This is a genomic window from Desulfotomaculum defluvii, from assembly GCF_054657375.1.
In genome coordinates, this window is sequence record NZ_BAAHYV010000007.1 from 1,290,535 (window position 1) to 1,309,477 (window position 18,943).

Consider the following 18,943-nt stretch of genomic DNA (forward strand, 5'->3'; position numbering starts at 1 on the left):
AGAATTTTGGTTACTCAACTTTTATCATCATTGCATCACCTTGAGCTGCTCCACTGCAGATACAGGCAATACCATAACCGCCACCACGGGCTCTCAAGGCAAAGGCTAAGTGCATCAGGATCCGGGCTCCACTGGCACCGATTGGGTGACCAAAGGCAATTGCTCCACCATCAACATTGACTCTGTTGGGATCCCAATTTGCAATCTTGCCGCTGGTAAGAGCCACTGCAGCAAAGGCTTCATTAGCCTCAATCAGAGCAATATCATCTATGGACATACCCTTTTGTTTTAATAGTTTCATTGTGGATAGGCCGGGAACTGTTGCAATATAACGGGCTTCCTGAGAAACTTCAGCGTGTCCAACAATGGTTGCCAAGGGTTTGATTCCCAGTTCATTAGCCTTGTCACGGGACATAACAACTAGAGCACCTGCGCCATCATTAACCCCTGGTGCATTACCGGCAGTCACTGTACCCTCTTTAGAAAAGACTGGTGGTAATTTGGCTAATGCTTCAATGGTAGTGTCCGGACGAGGCCCTTCATCTGTATCAATAATTATGGAACCTTTTTTGCCCTTTATTTCAACAGGAACAATTTCTTCTTTCAAACGACCAGCTTTTATTGCATCCGAAGCATACAATTGGCTACGCAATGCCCACTCATCTTGAGCTTCACGGCTAAGACCGAATTCTGCAGCTACCTCAGATCCATGAATTGCCATGTGACGATCATAGAATGAACACCAAAGTCCATCATTTACCATTAAATCCTTTGCTTTGGAATCCATCATACGAGAACCCCAACGCATTCCTGGCAGATAGTATGGTGCATTGCTCATACTCTCCATGCCACCAGCAACAGCGATATCAATATCGCCCAAGCGGATTGCCTTGTCAGCTAAAGCCACAGATATTAATCCTGATGAGCAGACTTTATTTACAGTGATTGATGGTACTTCCCAAGGTAACCCTGCACTGCGGGTTGCTTGTCTTGATGGAACTTGGCCACATCCTCCCTGAAGAACTTGACCCATATAGACGTAGTCAATTTCTAATGGGGAAATACCAACACGTTTAATTGCTTCGGCGATGGCTATGCCACCCAGATCTACTGCCTTCAGTGACTTTAATCCGCCACCAAACCGGCCAAAGGGAGTTCTCGCTGCACTAACTATTACTGTTTCTTTCATTTCCGACACCTCGCTTTTTACTATTACAACTTATCTGAGAATTAACAAAAGCCTGATAAATCAAAATATTCAGAGTTATAAAGCTTTATTCTCAGAAAATTACCTTGCTTCACTAAATTTAGAATCTTTAATATATTTGTTCTTTTTCAATTAATTGATAAATATGATTATATGTTTTGCAAATCCGATGCCAATTGTTGCATTTCGGATAAACCCACTGATTCCTGTACTTTGTATGCAACAGAGATTTGTCCTTTTAGGAACGAGCATTCCATTTTTGAAACAATTCATTATTACTATACAAGCAGACAATTTTTATAATCACCATAAATACAAGTTAATATCTCCTATAATGCATCTATTGCTTACTTTTCAATGAATTTTGAATATTATGACTAATATTATTTGGCATTTTTTAGCTCTTTTTGTAGAATAATATCAATTTTTTATGAGTGTTGCCCAGCAGGAACAGTAGTTTCAACTATGAAACACATAATTAATACTTTATGCATATTAAGGTAAAAAAAGTAAAGGGAGTGGTATTGTCCACTCCCTTTTAAAAATAAATAATTTTATAGTATGATTAATTTCCCTTTTTTAATAACCAATGCATCAGGCTTCATAATTTTGAGTAATTCCGTATTTGGCTGCCTTTCTTACAACAGTAGCAGCAGATACTTTTAATGTCTTAGCCACCTGCCGTATTGTACGAAACTCCGCATAGGCTCGTTCTAATACCTGTTTTTCGGCGCTTTCTGCCGCATCCTTTAGAGGAATAATACCAGAAACATGTACACCATTTAAATTATTTTGACTGCCTCCTCTAATATGGGCTGGTAAATCATTTATGGTTATAAACTTCCCAGAAGAAATTACTATCAATCTTTCAACTAGGTTCTCTAGTTCCCTAATGTTACCTGGCCAGTCATACCTAAGGAAAAGATCAACTACCTCTGGTGTAATCCTTTTATTTAACTTATATTTTCTATTAAACATCAACATAAAATGAGTAACGAAGGCTGTAATTTCTTCTTTTCGTTCCCTAAGAGGAGGCACATTAACAGGTATAACATTCAATCGATAAAATAAATCTTCGCGAAACTCTTTTTTGGCCACCATTTCCCTTAGATTACGGTTAGTTGCAGCTAAAATGCGGATATCAATTTTTAGCGGTTTTCCCCCACCAACCCGAACAAATTCCTTACTCTGTAATACCCTTAAGAGCTTAACTTGAAGATTTAATGGTAATTCCCCAATCTCATCAAGGAAAAGAACCCCGCCATTAGCTAATTCAAAATACCCGGCTTTTCCCTCTTTACTTGCTCCTGTAAAGGCACCATGTTCATAGCCAAAAAGCTCTGACTCTAGTAAGTTTTCAGGGATTGCCCCACAATTTATTTTAATGAACGGACCATCCCTACGGTTACTATTACTGTACAAGGTTTCCGCAATTACCTCTTTACCAGTTCCTGATTCCCCGGTGATTAGAATAGTAGAATCAACCTGAGCCAATCTAATTACGAGTTCTAAAAAATCTCTCATTTTATCAGATTTTACCACCAGTTTGTCTGAAACCGAGTAGCGCATAGACCGTAACTGATTTTGATAGTGTTGGCTTAAACTTCGTGCTTTTTCTAATTCCTTATTTAATTGATTAAGTTCAGTAATGTCTCTGACGTTGCATACAACTCTAAAGATATTTCCCTTCTTATCAAAAACCGGATTGCCGGTTGCTAAAGTTGTTTTACCTGCCTGGTATTCTTGAATAATTGATACTGTTTCCTTTTGCTGCAAGGCAAGGGTAGTAACTGATTGAGACACTATACCATCATTTATTATATCATCAACATATCGACCCAGAAATTTATCAGCCTTTATGCCAGTTATCCGTTCATAGGCTTTATTTAATCTAAGGGTTAAACCATTCCCATCTGTAACATAAAGACCATCAAAGGAAGATTCGATAATTGCCTGTAATTCTTCATTCAGATCTTTAACAGTCTCTAATTCTCTGGATATTTTCTCCATTTCAGAAATGCATTGGATTACTGCCACAGCCCCAATTACTTTTTTATCCTTTATGATTGGGGAACGGTTAGAAATATAATAATTATTATTCAACTTAACCTTTTGCAAAAGTTCTACCTTACCGGTACGAACAACCTCAGCCAACCCACTGTCTGGAAAGACCTCAGCAACATTCTTACCTTTCATCTCTTTTGCTTCCATACCAAGAAATTTTTCTGCTGATTTATTAAAGACCTTAATTTTCCCTTCTTCATCAACTGATACAATTAAGTTATAAGTTGAATTAATAATAGTTTCTAGTTCACAGGAAATTTCTCGATAAAAATCAAAAAATACCTTAGAAAGATTGTTTCTGGTGATCATGCCAATAACTTGATTATCATCTACTATGGGTAACCACTCAAATTCATCATTTAACATATCTTCCAGTTCATCATCAAGGTGGCCAATCTTATACTCCGGAATCATCAAATCAACTACCAAAGTATGCGGATTTAACTCCTCATGTAGTAGTCGATAGATTTGATCTTTGGTAAAAAGTCCGATTATCTTCCCTCCTTTATCTACTACGGGTGCCCCGTCCACCTGATGTTTCAAAAAAATTCCCGCTACTTCGCGAACAGTCTGCTCCGGGCTTAGGACAACGGAACTTATTATCTTGATTTCTCGAAGTTTCACATGCAACACCTCAACTTAAACTTACCATAGGAAAGCTTGAAATAAAAGTGTTACTATTCAGAATCTATATTTTCTTCTAAATATATAAAACAATAACTAGAAAGTATAAAACATAAAAACCAGCACCTCAGCATCTTTATTTTAGCTAGAGTTTTTCTTCATCATCCCAAATAATTCGTTGACAGGAAACTGGTGTGTAACATATAATTTAACCAGTTACTGATAATGATTTTCATTATCAGTAACTGGTGGCATTGTAGATAATAATAACTATCATAAAATACCAATCTTTTATGCAAAATGAGGTGAACAGGATGATTAAGTCTAAAAAAAGTATACATAAAAGTAAACTTGTCCCCTGCTGTAAATATAACAACTGCATTAAGAAAGTACTCATGGTTGGTGGTATTACAAAATTTAGGTCCTTGTATAAAAAAGTCATCGAACAGCATGGTTATCAATTTGAATATATGGACGGCTATATGAAGGGTGGAGATAAAGTATTGAAAAACAAACTTCTGAGCTGTGATATAGTATTTTGCCCTGTAGATTGCAACAGTCATAATGCTTGCCTTAGTGTAAAGAAGCTGTGCAAAAAGCACTGTAAAGAATTAAAAATATTAAACTCATCTAGCTTAACTGGTATTCTTAGAGCAGTTTCAGAAAATGTAGCTTCTCCATAACTAAATGTGGTCAATTGCAAATCAGTTTAATACATTATTAGGTACCGCAAAAGGTTCGATAAGAAGCAGCAGATAGCTCAGGTAGTGTGGTGTAATTAGCCTGTTCCGTTGAGTGCGCATAAGGGCAAGAAAGAACATCAAGAAGCCGCTTCAGAACAGTGTAATCCCCTTGTTTCACTGCAGCTTCCAGGGCTTCCTCTACCCGATGGTTGCGAGGAATTAGCGCAGGATTGCTGTTTCTCATCAATCGTTGCGTGGATTCTTTGGATTCCTGCTGCCTAACCAGTCTCGCCTGCCACTGCTCATGCCAGCGGGAAAATTCCCTAGTGCCAAATAGGACCGTATCCTCTGGCTTATCAAAAGTTAGTGAACGAAAGGTATTGGTAAAGTCTGCATGATATTTCTGCATCATACTAAGCAATTCTTCAATAAGTTGTTCATCCTGTATCTCTTCATTAAATATTCCTAATTTTGCTCTCATTCCCCTAAGCCAATTATTTTTGTATGACTGGGTAAAATCTGAAATTGCATCCTGAGCTAGTTTAACAGCCTGCCCTTCATCCTCATGCAGTAATGGTAAGAGAGTTTCAGCAAATCTCGCGAGGTTCCATGCGGCAATATCAGGCTGATTGCCATAGGCGTAGCGGCCTTGAGTATCAATGGAACTAAATACAGTTGCCGGGTCATAGGTATCCATAAAGGCGCAAGGACCATAGTCAATGGTTTCTCCACTAAGAGCCATGTTGTCAGTGTTCATTACTCCGTGAATAAAACCAACCAGTTGCCACTTAGCAATCAGCTCTGCCTGACGTTTGATCACTTCCTTAAGTAGAGAGAGATATCGGGACTCATCAGGATCAACGTCTGCAAAGTGTCTTTGTAAGGTATATTCAGCAAGGATTTTTAGTTCCTCAACAGTACCCCATTTCGAAACGTATTGAAAGGTACCAACACGCAGATGACTGGCAGCCACGCGGGTAAGAATTGCACCGGGTTGCACGGTATTTCGGATTATTGACTCACCAGTAGTTACCACCGCTAGACTGCGAGTAGTAGCAATACCTAGTCCATGCATTGCTTCACTGATGATGTATTCCCGTAGCATCGGTCCAAGTGCCGCTCGGCCGTCACCCCCGCGGGAATATGGCGTTTTGCCAGAACCCTTGAGCTGAATATCAAACCGCTCAGTGGAAGGTGTAATCTGTTCACCAATCAGCAGGGCACGGCCATCTCCTAGCATTGTAAAATATCCAAACTGATGCCCTGCATAAGCTTGGGCAAGGGGACAAGCTCCTTCGGGAATCTGATTGCCAGCCAATACCGCGACACCGTTATTGCTTTGTAATGCTTGGTCGTTTAAGCCCAGTGATTTTGCTAGGGGATAATTTAAAATAATAAGTTCCGGTGAACTAACAGGAGTTGGGTTGAGATTGGTAAAAAAGGTATTAGGCAAACGAGCATAGCTATTATCAAAATTCCATCCTGTTTCTGTTATAACCTCTGTCATAGTATATCCATTGCTCCTTATCTACTACTTTATATCTATTGATATTTTTTCTTCTTCTGCCGTTTTGTATCCTGGTTTCCGTTTTCCATACTTGCTAAGTTTTTGATAGTTTTTCTAACGCAATATATGGAAAGGCTAAACCCTAGTGGATAATATTCCGATATTTAAATGAGTACCCATACTCTTTTAATAGCTACTTTACCTTATTCACATTTGATCGTATCAAGTTTATTTAACAAAGGGGGACCATTTTGAAGATAATTGATGCCCATTTTCATTTTTCAAATATATCAGGGTTTAAGGAGACTGCTAAGGGAATTGGCCACGTAACTTACAGTGCACAGGGACTTAGGAAAGAGTTTGAACAAGCAGGCGTTATTGCCGGGATCATAATGTCTACACCAACTCGGGAAGATTATCAGACAGTTGGTTATCCTACGGAGTTTATTTTGGAAGATGGAACGCTGGATTGTTTACTATCCTGCGTTGGGGTTAATCCTGAAAAATTGAAAGATGATCCAAGAGAAATACATTATATTGAACAAGAACTTAATAAAAGTACGGTAACTGGTATCAAGATATATGCCGGATACTTTCCGTATTATGTCTATGATCCGATTTATGATCCTATTTATGAACTTGCTAGAAAATATAAGGTTCCTGTTGCCATTCATTGTGGTGATACACAATCGTACCGAGGTCTGTTGAAATATTCACATCCTCTTACTATTGATGAGTTAGCTGTACAGCATCAGGATGTTACCTTTATTATTTGTCACCTGGGGGTTCCTTGGACAATGGATACCGCAGAATTAATCGCCAAGAATCCAAACGTATATGCAGATCTATCTGGACTTATCGCAGGTAATAAGGAACAGGTGGAAAAGGTTAAAGATACCAAACTATACGTTGAACACATCCAACGGGGTTTAGTTTTTGCTAATAGATATGATAAAGTTATATTTGGATCTGACTGGCCATTAGTACCTATCGGACCCTATGTTGATTTTATCAAGCATATAATACCACAGGAGTACCATGATGCTGTATTTTATAAAAATGCCCTTGCTGTTTATCCTAAATTGAAGAAATTAATAGGTTCATAGTCCTAGCATAAATTATTAACGTTTTTCCAATTTTAAAAATATTGCGGTAAAAACATACATAGGCAATAGAAAGATTATGGCTAGGCCTATTGACAAATCCTGAACAGACAGATTTTTAGCCAAAATAATATATCCACTGACTAAGGTACAAACTGTAATACTGACAAAAAGGGTTGGTAATGCAGCTATTCTAACATTTTTTTGAAATAACTCATCGGGTACTACCCTGAAATACCTAAAGTAAATGGTAAGACCAAAAAAACCAAAAAAAACAAAGTAATATAAATCAACACAAAAGCCAAGCAGTCCTATAAAACCCAAAAACCCCAAAAAGCCTAGATAACCAAATTTGTTTTTCATAGCTTTTATCACTCCCTATAACATAATTTGTGTGATAAAAATATAACATTGTATTTGCAGTGTCAATTAAAAAATTTTATATGATAGTTATTAGCACATTAAACCTCTCCATAAATATGGAGAGGTTTAATAACGCCTTAAGGTTTACCCAATTTGTTAAAAATATAAATCTCTTTCGCCCTTCTCAATTTGGATCAGTCGATCTTCGGTTATTTTTCTAATTTGTTCATTTTTAATCTCATTAAGGTGATTTCTAATGGTCATTTCGCCTACTTGTTTTGTTTCAGGACTAGCGTAATCTATCAGATATTCCTTAAAGGTTAGGATAGCATTCGGTTGACAGACATTCTGTATCTCACCGGATTTAGCCAGGGGCATAAACCTGTCCCCAGTTCTTCCCTTACGATAACAAGCAGTGCAATAGCTTGGAATATACCCAGACTCGCAAATACGTCGAATTATTTGATCCGGTGTACGATGGTCAGCTACTTCAAATTGGGCATCACCTTGTTCTTTGGTTTTGATACCTTTTTTAACATCCTCCAATTGTTGTTTATAGCCACCAATTCCTACACAAGAACCAGCACTCATTTGGGAGATACCAAGGTCAATTATTTCATCACGGTAGTTAGGTTCCTCCCGGGTAGAAATAATGAGTCCGGTATAGGGAACTGCTAAACGTAGAACCGCCACTATTTTCTTAAATTGATCATCATTTACTAAATATGGGAAGGTTTCTAAATCAACCCCTTCAGCTTCCCTCATCCGTGGGAAGGAAAGGGTGTGGGGACCTACTCCAAATCTTTCTTCCAAATGGTTAATTCCTAGCATAAGTGCCACTACTTCATAGTGATAATCATATAAACCAAAGAGCACCCCCATACCTACATCATCAATGCCACCTTTCATCGCTCGATCCATAGCTGTAGTATGCCAATCGTAGTCTCTCTTTGGACCAGAGGGATGCATTTTAGCATAGGTCTCCCGATGGAAGGTTTCTTGGAACAGAATATAAGTTCCAATACCAGCTTCTTTTAAGAGGCGATATTCTTCAATGGTGGTTGCTGCAATTTGGACATTTATTCTTCGAATGGCTCCATTATCCTTTGTCGTTTCATAAATTGTTTTCATGGCTTCTAGTACATACTCGATGGGTGTCCTTTTGGGGTCCTCACCCATATCCAACATTAAACGTTTATGTCCCAGCTCCTCCAAGGCCATTACTTCTTCACGAATCTCTTCCATGGTTAATTTTTTTCTAGTAATTTTATTGGAACAACGATAACCACAGTATACACAATTGTTCACACAATAGTCACTTAGATAAAGGGGAGCAAAAAGCACCAATCTCTTGCCATAAATCTTTTGTTTTATCTCTAAAGCCGCTGCAAACATCTTGTCTAACAGTTCTTTATCTTCTAGCTGAATTAATGCTGCCACTTCTTCTGGGCTCAAACCCTTGGCCAATCTTGCTTTTCCTATAATGGCTTCTAACTCAACCCTAGAATAATTTTTTCCTTGCTCTAGTAAAGAAAAAATCCTTTCATCGTTTATAAAAGTAGCCTCTTCATTTTGTTGTTTCCTTAATTCTACCCAGGATTCTGCCATTATACTAACCTACCTTTCGATGCATAAAATTTTAGGTTTAGATCTGGCTTCCTCAATGCTCAGTATTCTGTCAAAACCAAAAACCCGTCCAGCCGGGAAAAGGCATAGACGGGTAAAGTACACCGAAAAGTATAGCTGTAAAAGGTACAGCCTACGGTATACCCCTTGGCCTAGGCATCTGCCCTTCTCCTCAGGGAAACCAAACATGTTGTTATAACCTCCTAGTCAGGATACCCCAACTAGTTAGCTACCATCTTAATTATATGAATATTGTGGTAGGATTGTCAAAGAATAAATTAAGAAATTAAGATAAATTATGTGAAAAGTTCAATCTTCCTTCTGAACCAGTACCCCCAAGAGGATCACCACTCCACCAATTATTTGCCATGTACTAAGATGTTCGCCCAGAAGAAAAAAACCTAGCCCCCCGGTAAAGGCAGGTTGCAAAGTACTAATAATCGCCGAACGGGATGGACCTACGATAGTAATTCCTTTGAGAAAGGTAAACATCGCAACAAAGGTACAGATAACCCCTAAAAATGTCATAAACCCCCAGGCTTTAACGGGCAGATTAAAATTAATTTCCCCTAGAAACATACCGATCACCAGAAAAAATATGGCACAGGAACTAGTCATATAGGCATTAAATACAGGAACTGCCACGTCGTTCAATACCTTGCTGGAGAAAACCAAGAAAATTGCATTAATCAAGGCAGCCGTTAATGCTAGCGACACACCTAAATGGTTAAAGTCCTCCGTTGGCTTACCCAGAATAATCATACAACCCACCAAGGTAAGACCTAAAGCCAATAGCTTGCGCCGATGCAAGGGCTCCCTAAGAAGAAAGTAAGCTAATATTGAAGTTATGGTGGGATAAACAAAAAATAACAAGATCGCCATGCCGGCCGGTATATATTTGTAAGAGTTAAACAGGGCTAAGGTTATCATAGCCTGCCCACCAATGGACAAGCTAATCACTTTGAATAGCTGATTGCTGGATAATACTGCAGAAGTTTTTGAAAACAATAGGGTTACCCAAAAAAGCAGCGCCCCTAATATATTACGGGCAGCTAATACAGTAAACACTGTTGCCCCAGCTTGGTAGGAGAATTTAGCTGCGATGGCCTCGGTACTAAGACTTAAGGTGGCAATAACAATCAGTATAATGCCATTTAATTTTCTATATTGTTCTTTTGGTCCAGCAAGTACATTCATATAATTTTTGACTCCTTCTTTATTCAACAAACTAATTCCTTAGGCCAATTACTTTTTATTTTTCCGTCTCCCCTTCTCTTTTATTAAATAAAAAATGCTATCATCCTTAGGAAAGATATGATAGCATCTTTATTTACCCTTAGGTAGTAAGATTATCCACCTGCTCTAGAAACGCTTTTACCAATACTGGGTCAAACTGCCTACCACTCTGGAGATTTATTTCTGCTAAAGCTTCCTCCTTGCTAAACGCCCTTCGGAAGACACAGGGGTGAGTCATCACATCATAGGTATCAATAATTGCCAACAGGCGACTGATAAAGGGGATTTGTTCCCCCTTTAAACCGCTGGGATAACCACACCCATCCCACCATTCATGCATGGCTAGAATTGCTTCTGCCACAGTCGATTCTCCCACAGAAAGCCCCATACGATAACCAATTTCACTATGACCTTTGATAATTTCCCACTCTTCGGCAGTAAGTTTATCTGGTTTGCACAGTATTTCTTGGGGCAGAGCCAAGTTTCCCACATCATGTAAAGAAGCTAATAATTGCAAATTTTTAATTTCAGTTGAAGTACCAGAAAAACCAAGACACATTGCAAAGTGAACAGCCACATTTTTAATACGTTGAATATGACCAGCATCGGTGAAACAGCAGTTTTGCAAACGATCTTCAATATCCGAAATAACCTTTTGGCGAATGGCTTTGCTTTCTACCAGTTTCTTTTTATACATTTGATTTTCTGCAATGTTAAATACTTCAGAGAAGGTTGTAGCAGGATCCTCTAAAGTAGCAGTACCTAAGGAAATACTGGTCTCAATTGGGTCACAGGGTGTTTCCTGACACGATTTACTAATTCTAGCCACTACTTTTTCACAGAGTTCCTGATTTGTGTTGGGTAGTAAAATCAGGAATTCATCACCACCCCAGCGAGCAATAATATCTGTTTTTCGACAGCTATTTTGCAAGGCCCTAGCTGCGTTAATAATCAATTGGTCCCCTTTTTCGTGACCGAACATGTCATTGATTAACTTAAGCCCATTCATATCTCCGATAATGATACTAAGGGGTAAATTGGCTGAGCACATAATTTGGGAAAGAGTTTTATCTACGTAGGCCCTGTTATAAAGTCCCGTTAGGCTGTCGTAATTACTTAGAAAATCGATTTGTGCTTTGGAATTTAGTTGATCAGTAATATCCGTTAAAATGAGTAGTAATTGTTTTTCACCAGTCTCCGACTCTTCAATAAATTTGTATGCTAACTCAATACTTTTATGATTTATAGAAAAGAGTTTAGGAAGTTGTGATAGGCATTGGATTCGGTTGTTTGGGTCACTAGTATCAAAAACTGTAGTAACTATCTTCGTAAAATGATCCTTTTGATTTGGATTATCGACACATAGTAGATCGATAATGCAAGTATTAGCAATTTTTTTCCAAATATTTTAATACATTCGGCACTATATTCACTGTCGACCAACAGATCTTGACCAAAGGTTAAAAAGCCCTGGTTGATGTTATCAAACAAGTTTTTTATCTCATATTCCCTTCTCTTAAGGGTTCTCCCTTGGGAATCACTGATAACAAAAACCTTTCTGGACAACTTAAGTAGCTTTTCATACTCTCTCAGTAATTCTTTATATTTAGGTAATAACTCATTATTGATATATTGGGGGTTACTAATATCCTCTTTGCCCGATTCTATTAGGGCTATTTCCTTTTGAAATATTTGCCTTAGATTATCTTTGTTTTCCTGCAAAAGTCTTCCTCCCCTTTAAGGATGACCTATCTTAGTTTAAAGGCCATGACCGTAATATCATCCCTTTGAGATTCATCCCCCATATAATTTAATAACTCCCCAAGAAAAACCTTACCCTGTTCAGAGAGTTCGGTTTGATAATTACCGTTAATAATTTCTATAAAACGTTTTTTACCAAAGGAGTAGTCCTTGGGACCACCATTTTGATCTAAAAAACCATCTGTGGTTAGATAAAATAGGTCTCCCGCTTGAATTTCCATAGTATGATTGGTATAGACATATTCCTTTTCCGTCCGAACATAGCCAATACTTTTCTTATCCCCCTTAATAATTTGGATTTTTTCATTTGACTTGATATATAGTGAAGAATTAGCTCCAGCAAAAATCAAAATATCCTCACCATTAAAATAACACATGCCAATATCCAAACCATCGTCGGTATGGGCCTCTTTAGTTTCTTGATTGAGGGTTTCCTTAATTAAGACATTCAATTTTTGCAATATCCTGGCAGGATCGTTTTTAGTTTCTTCATCAACTATTTGATTTAGTACCGAAATTGTAACCATAGTCATTAGGGCACCTGGTACACCGTGTCCAGTACAATCACCTACTGCCACCAGTAGTTCTTTATCAAACGTCTTACTCCAATAAAAGTCTCCACCTACCAAATCCCTAGGCTTCCATAGCAGGAAATAATCTTTAAATAAAGCATCAAGTTTATCCTTAGAGGGCAAGATAGCTTCTTGAATACGTTTCGCGTAATCAATACTGTCCATTAGTTTCTGATTTTTTTCTGAAAGTTCCTGGGTTCTAGCAGCCACCTGTTCCTCTAATTGCTGGTTTAACTGCAGGGTTTTCTTATAGGGATCGGTCAGGTTCCGTGACACAAAGATAAAGAAAAAGGTAATGGAAATCAACACAATACAAGATGCCAACAGGGTATTCAATTTTATGGTATTCAAAAAGGCAACAGTTTCATTCCGAGGAATTTGCACCAAGAGTGTCCAATCGTTTGATGTTAAAGGATAACTAATTAAATCCACTAATTGTCCATTATTATTTTTATATTCCAAGGTTGAAGACATTTCCTGATTAATGGTAGCTAAAAAGTCTTTGGTAACTTCAGCCGGTAGAAAATCTATTATGTGCCTACCATTATGGGAAAGATCATTAGAAAGATAGATGTTGCCTTTATTATCAATTAGCCAAAGGTTACTATTCTCACCATATTTAAAGCTTTCAAAATGCCGGGAAACATCTTGTAAACTCAAGCCCACTCCGGTTACGGCCAGGGGATTGTTGACATCACCAACAAGGGCATTGACAAAAACAAAAGTATTCTTTCTTTCTTGATTATAATCAATAACCATTGATACCTTTTGCTTAGAAGATAATACCTCATAAAACCATATATCATCTGGATCTGTGGGTGACATGGTATCAATCATCTGACCTGTTTCGGTCCAGTAGTGTCCAGTAGGCTTACTTACTACAAAGGAATTACTATAACCCATGCCACTAGTTAGCTGAGAAATTCTTTGCAGAACATTCTTCTGATCCTCTAAGTCTTTTTCGCCATTAGCAACCCATTGTATAATTTCAGGATCTTGGGCCAACATTAATGAGGTTTCTTGGGCTCTCAGAATACGACTGTCCACCTTAGAGGAGATGGCCTCAGCAATGGTTGCCAGATCTTTTTCCTTTAATTTACTGACAACCCCTTTCTCAGTGATAATGTAAGAAATTGAGCCAATCAACAGAATAGACAAAATAATAATGATGCTGGCGAAAAAAGTTACCTTTTTCACTTCAGAATCGGGTTGCAATATGATTTTGTTTTTTTCCATACCTTTAACTCCAATTTATTTTTTGCATCTATTTCTTTAAATTTATTGATCTTCCCGAACAATAATATTAAAGGGTAAGCCTAAGTCTTCTTTGAATTCCTCTGCACACTCCAATTCGCTTTCATTGTCTTCATTGTAATACCAGTTTAGAGTTATGTTATTTCCAGACAAGTAAGCCTTATCTAGCTTTTCCAGCAACATCATAATACATTTTGAGCTGCTTGTATTAATATAAGGAAGATTAAAATCAATTTGTACCAAAGCATCTGTATTTAACTTTTCCAGATAGTCATCAACCCAGCGAAAAATAGGTTCATAAAATTTAAAGGCGTTTTCCGGGTATGACTGCCCCTGTAAGGACAAGACATTTTTTTCGCTATCTAAAGTAACAGTTGGTGTACTTTTAGTCCCTTCGATGTGTAATCTATTCATGCTACTTTCCCCCTACACAATAACATTTAAGGTAAAAAAGGAGAACTGTTCATCAATACCGTTGATGGTATATTCCAAAGGTTTGTTGGCCTTACGAGCCATGTCGATCAGGCCTACCCCAGCACCTAGGCTGTCTGGGGGAAGCTCCTGCTTTAATTTCTCCTTATAGAGTTTTTTTAAGGCTATTTTATCCAAGGGAATCAATTCATTAATGAGTGTCACAAGCTTTTCAGCATCTACTTTTTCTATAATGTTTCCTGAGCTGATGTAATTTCCATCTTCGCATTTACCAATGGTGACAATGCAAGAATTAGCAATCCTTGCATAAGAATCCGAAGCTCTTTTGCTTTCACAATAATTTTTAATATTTTGAGTTTGTTCTACAAAAACGGAAAATACATTGAAAATATCATTTTTGGGGTGTTCCTCTGTCTCTAAATATTTTTTTACGGCTTCTCCTAATTCTTCAATAATTGTTTGTGAAAATCTCCCAGAAAAGCTGATAAGAATACCATGCCGACTTAAATAGTTTTGTAAGTCCAATATTCCGGTAGTAACCAAGTGCAATTCCCCCTTGATTATTATTAACTATATTGTAGATAATCTGTCAGCCGTTAAATTTCTGTAACCTTCCTCCCCGAGAAGGGTGTAATCTATGTTGAGAATTATGGTGTTTAATGTATATTTTACTTTCTCCCCTTGTTTTCCTTTACACTTTTGAAAATTTTGTCAGTATTTTAGAAGTGGCCTGACCTTTCTTCTAATAACCTTATCTGCTTATATAATGAAGGGATCTTGCCTAGTAGCAAGATCCCTTCATTATATAAGCAGAGTTTTATTTTTTTCGGCTGTAGGGAGTATCGATTAGTGGTAAACTGGTTCTAAACTTGCCATCCTTTCTGTAATAGGCACAGGCCACGGCTGGGGCCGTTGGTATGGCGGCGATTTCTCCGATGCCTTTGGCCCCATAAGCTAAAGGTACCTCATTCTTTTCCACAATAATACTTTCAATTTCTGGTATGTTAGTAGACCGGAACAGGCCCAGGGTACCAAATTTTGCTGTGGGCATGCCGTCTTTTAAGGGGAAATCCTCTGTCAAGGCATAGCCTAAACACATAACCACACCACCCTCAATTTGCCCCTCTATACCATTAGGGTTAATGGCCCGACCCACATCATGGGCTGCCACTACCTTAGACACTTTGCCCTCTTCATTTAATATAGCTACATGGCTAGCATAACCGTAGGCAATATGACTTATTGGGTTGGGTTTATCTGCACCTATTGGGTCGGTTTTAGCAGAAAACTCATCATAATACTCCCGCCCCTCCAATTCTTCTAAACTATGCTTTTCTAAATCTTTCTTTAACTGCAGTGCCGCTCTCCGTGCAGCCTCACCGGTAAATAGGGTTTGCCGCGAGGCTGTGGTAGTACCTCCATCGGGAGTGGTGTAGGTATCAGGGCTACCTGTCTCCAGTTGCTTGTAATTAAGACCAGTGGTCTCTGCAACAATTTGAGTTAATACAGTGGTCATACCCTGCCCAATGCAGGCAGCACCAGTTAGAATCATTACTTTACCACCTTTGACCAGCAACCTCATACGACCCACATCAGATAAACCTACTCCAATACCACTGTTTTTCAGGGCGCAGGCAATACCAGCATTTGGACTACTTTCAAAGGCATCTTTTACAGCCAACAGAGTTTCCTTAAGGGCTGTCCCTGCATCAGCAATTTGACCGTTAGGTAGTACCCCACCCGGCTCAATGGCATTACGATAGCGAATTTCCCAAGGTGAAATCCCCACCTTCTCTGCCAACAGGTTAAGGGTAGATTCCATGGCAAAGCAGGACTGCGGTACACCAAAGCCACGGAAAGCTCCACAGGGAGGATTATTAGTATAAACTGCAATGCCAGTAAGGTCTACGTTCGGAATCTGGTAGGGACCTGCGGCATGGGTACAGGCACGTTCAGTCACTGGTCCGCCAAGGGAAGCATAGGCACCAGTATCAGTAATAATTACGGCTTTTGTAGCAGTAATGATACCGTTTTCATCACAGGCTACGGTATACTCCATATAGGCCGGGTGCCTCTTTGGATGGACTCTGATACTTTCTTGACGATCCCAGGTCATCTTAACAGGCTTTTTAGTATGCCAAGCCAGAAGGGCAGCATGATGTTGTACAGATAAATCTTCCTTACCGCCAAAGCCCCCCCCTACGGTTTTACTAATTACTCTGACTTGTTTTTCAGGAACGTCTAGGATCTGAATAATACCTGCAAGGTCATCATAGACATTTTGGCTACCTACATATACAGTAAGAGTACCATCTTCATTTGGTACAGCTAGAGCACTCTCTGGTTCCAAGAAGGCATGTTCCGTAAAGGGAGTAGTATATTTTTGCGTTACCACATGTTTGGCTTTGGCTATGGCCTCTTCCACATTACCTCTTTTTACAACGGTCTTACGTAAAATATTCCCTTGGAAATTAGGATGAAGTGTTGGTGCTCCTTCTGCCAGGGCTTCCTGGGGACTTAACAAAGGTTTTAATACCTCATATTCCACTTCTATTAAATCCAATGCTTCCTTAGCAATTTTTCGATTTTTAGCTGCTACTATGGCCAGGGCATCCCCCACATAACGGGTTTCTTCCCCCTCGGCCACCAGGGTTGGCCAATCGTGTACGATATGCCCTTCCAAACGTTCTCCTGGGACATCCTTAGCCACTAGTACAGTTTCCACACCAGGATAAGCCTGGGCTTTAGAAATATCGATACTTTTTACCAACGCCCGGGCATATTTACTCCTTAAGGCTGCCCCATGCAACATACCTTCTACTTGCATGTCATCAACATATTCAGCGGTACCCAAGGTTTTTTCTACTGCATCTACCCTGGGCATACGATCTCCCACCCGATAATTGTCTGGCTTCAGTTCTGGGGTATAGCCTTCTCTGAGGGCTTTGGCAGCCATAGCAATGGCTTTCTCAATTTTTACATAACCAGTACAACGACAGATATTGCCCTGTAGTGCTTTTTTAATTTCGACCGGTGTAGGATCAGGTTCTTTGTCAATAAGTCCCTTGGCACTGATCACCATACCTGGAATACAAAAGCCACATTGGACCGCCCCTGCCTCCGCAAAGGCCCAGCTGTATACGTCCTTTTCCCGTTCCGATAGTCCCTCCACGGTTATTACACTTTTCCCCACAACCTTCTCCATGGTTAAAAGACAAGCTCGCATGGCCTTCCCATCCACTAGGACCATACAGGCTCCACAGGCACCTTCACCACAACCATTTTTCACAGAGGTTAAACGTGCTTCTTCTCGCAAGTAATCTAACAATTTGCCGTTATTTTCCACACTGACGCTATTACCATTAAGGTTAAATGTATACATATAGATCAAACCTCTCTGCAACCTGTTTTTTAGTCAGTATTTGTCATTATGTATTTTTTAAAGCAGTCAAAAAAATGCAATATTTCTACTTTGTGCAGGCTAAGGGCTACTGTGAAAAAAGTAAAAGGTCACTGGAGTCAATCCAGTAACCTTTAACAGCGATAAATATTCCAGCTAGGCACCTACTGTGTTAGAATTACTAAGGATAGCTTATCCCTTCATGGCAAAAAATATATATTGTTAAATGGCAAGGGCCATCAAAAATCGAGGTGAATTAATTGGAAGCTATTAATCTGACAATTTTCTCGGACTATGCCTGACCCTTTTGCTATATCGGCAAAGGTATTGTCGAAAAACTTTCCCTAGAATACCCGCTGAAGATCACCTGGTTGGGTTATGAATTACGACCTGAAAGACCAGTAGAGGGCGAAGATTTGGCTAAATTATACCCCGACTTTGATCCAGCAGCAGCCTATGGGCGTTTCAATAAGGTTGGTGCAGACTATGGACTCACCTTCCAGCCGGTCACTTTTCTCCCAAATACTAGATTGGCCCTGGTGGCAACGGAGTATGCCAAGGACCAGGGACTTTTTGAGCAATTTCATGCTCATGTATTCAAGGCCTATTTTACTGAAGGTAAGAACATTGGCTCCCAAGAAGTGCTTCTGGACATTGCAGCAGCATTGGGACTGGACAAGGAAAAGGTCGCTGCAGCCCTTGTAAACCCCCAATACACAAAACGTCTGGATGACAATAGACAAGCAGGACTAAAGTGGCAGGTAACTGGTTTACCCACTTTCATATTACAGAACCAGCAGAGAATTGTCGGAGCACAGTCCTATGAAGCTTTCAAAAGGGCAGTGGAACAGTATCTGAAATAGGCTATTCATTAATAGAGACCCAATTTTTTAGGGTCTCTATTGCAATATAATTTTATTGGGAACGACACGGGGGTCGCTCCCTACAATTTATCAGGTTTTGGTGAAACAAACCCTAGATTGTTTTACTTGCTAAATCACTAAAGTGCCTGGCACTTTAGTGATTTAATTTATCGAAGTGCCACTGGTTCGGCTAGTATCGTAACAATTTTGGTAAAAAATTCATAGAATGTTGCTAAAAGGAGTGACTT

General features: G+C 39.1%; 15 protein-coding genes. 3 read left to right on the top strand and 12 right to left on the bottom strand.

Annotated features, from left to right (window positions below; translation table 11 throughout):
- Window positions 1-10 precede the first annotated feature (10 nt).
- Together ACYQ03_RS13475 and ACYQ03_RS13480 are read right to left on the bottom strand one after the other, a co-directional pair.
- Entirely contained in the window at window positions 11-1,189 is a 1,179-nt protein-coding gene (locus ACYQ03_RS13475) for an acetyl-CoA C-acetyltransferase (protein ID WP_459910434.1), read from the bottom strand.
- A 612-nt stretch (window positions 1,190-1,801) separates the two neighbouring features.
- Window positions 1,802-3,895, bottom strand: a complete 2,094-nt coding sequence (locus tag ACYQ03_RS13480) for a sigma 54-interacting transcriptional regulator (protein WP_459910435.1) — start codon at window positions 3,893-3,895, stop codon at window positions 1,802-1,804.
- A 314-nt stretch (window positions 3,896-4,209) separates the two neighbouring features.
- Here ACYQ03_RS13480 and ACYQ03_RS13485 point away from each other — a divergent pair, with 314 nt between their 5' ends.
- A complete protein-coding gene (locus tag ACYQ03_RS13485; protein ID WP_459910436.1) occupies window positions 4,210-4,578 on the top strand; it encodes a DUF2325 domain-containing protein in 369 nt (122 codons plus the stop codon).
- 37 nt (window positions 4,579-4,615) lie between these two features.
- Here ACYQ03_RS13485 and ACYQ03_RS13490 read toward each other — a convergent pair whose 3' ends face one another.
- Window positions 4,616-6,085: a protein adenylyltransferase SelO gene (locus ACYQ03_RS13490; protein ID WP_459910437.1), complete on the bottom strand. Its 1,470-nt coding sequence runs from the start codon at window positions 6,083-6,085 to the stop codon at window positions 4,616-4,618.
- Window positions 6,086-6,336: 251 nt separating this feature from the next.
- Between ACYQ03_RS13490 and ACYQ03_RS13495 the strand changes: the two genes are divergently transcribed.
- Window positions 6,337-7,191, top strand: coding sequence for an amidohydrolase family protein (locus tag ACYQ03_RS13495; RefSeq protein WP_459910438.1), 855 nt, complete (start codon window positions 6,337-6,339; stop codon window positions 7,189-7,191).
- A gap of 15 nt (window positions 7,192-7,206) precedes the next feature.
- Here the strand turns inward: ACYQ03_RS13495 and ACYQ03_RS13500 are convergent, their stop codons facing one another.
- The 9 genes from ACYQ03_RS13500 to xdh all read right to left on the bottom strand — a co-directional run bounded on the left by ACYQ03_RS13500 (window position 7,207) and on the right by xdh (window position 17,814).
- Window positions 7,207-7,551, bottom strand: a complete 345-nt coding sequence (locus tag ACYQ03_RS13500) for a DUF3796 domain-containing protein (protein WP_459910439.1) — start codon at window positions 7,549-7,551, stop codon at window positions 7,207-7,209.
- A 156-nt stretch (window positions 7,552-7,707) separates the two neighbouring features.
- Complete coding sequence (gene hydG / locus ACYQ03_RS13505; protein ID WP_459910440.1) at window positions 7,708-9,159, bottom strand: [FeFe] hydrogenase H-cluster radical SAM maturase HydG; 1,452 nt, start codon at window positions 9,157-9,159, stop codon at window positions 7,708-7,710.
- A gap of 327 nt (window positions 9,160-9,486) precedes the next feature.
- Entirely contained in the window at window positions 9,487-10,374 is an 888-nt protein-coding gene (locus tag ACYQ03_RS13510; protein WP_459910441.1) for a DMT family transporter, read from the bottom strand.
- Window positions 10,375-10,513: 139 nt separating this feature from the next.
- On the bottom strand, window positions 10,514-11,818 hold the full coding sequence (locus ACYQ03_RS13515; protein WP_459910818.1) for a bifunctional diguanylate cyclase/phosphohydrolase: 1,305 nt from the start codon (window positions 11,816-11,818) through the stop codon (window positions 10,514-10,516).
- Window positions 11,734-12,135: a hypothetical protein gene (locus tag ACYQ03_RS13520; protein WP_459910442.1), complete on the bottom strand. Its 402-nt coding sequence runs from the start codon at window positions 12,133-12,135 to the stop codon at window positions 11,734-11,736. Before ACYQ03_RS13520 ends, ACYQ03_RS13515 begins: the two co-directional genes overlap by 85 nt.
- Before the next feature lie 26 nt (window positions 12,136-12,161).
- Entirely contained in the window at window positions 12,162-13,982 is a 1,821-nt protein-coding gene (locus ACYQ03_RS13525) for a SpoIIE family protein phosphatase (RefSeq protein ID WP_459910443.1), read from the bottom strand.
- Between the two features lie 42 nt (window positions 13,983-14,024).
- Window positions 14,025-14,414, bottom strand: coding sequence for a DUF1987 domain-containing protein (locus ACYQ03_RS13530; RefSeq protein WP_459910444.1), 390 nt, complete (start codon window positions 14,412-14,414; stop codon window positions 14,025-14,027).
- Window positions 14,415-14,426: 12 nt separating this feature from the next.
- Entirely contained in the window at window positions 14,427-14,975 is a 549-nt protein-coding gene (locus tag ACYQ03_RS13535) for a SiaB family protein kinase (RefSeq protein ID WP_459910445.1), read from the bottom strand.
- Between the two features lie 274 nt (window positions 14,976-15,249).
- Window positions 15,250-17,814, bottom strand: a complete 2,565-nt coding sequence (xdh, locus tag ACYQ03_RS13540; RefSeq protein WP_459910446.1) for a selenium-dependent xanthine dehydrogenase — start codon at window positions 17,812-17,814, stop codon at window positions 15,250-15,252.
- Between the two features lie 332 nt (window positions 17,815-18,146).
- Here xdh and ACYQ03_RS13545 point away from each other — a divergent pair, with 332 nt between their 5' ends.
- Window positions 18,147-18,695: a DsbA family oxidoreductase gene (locus ACYQ03_RS13545; RefSeq protein WP_459910819.1), complete on the top strand. Its 549-nt coding sequence runs from the start codon at window positions 18,147-18,149 to the stop codon at window positions 18,693-18,695.
- Window positions 18,696-18,943 lie beyond the last annotated feature (248 nt).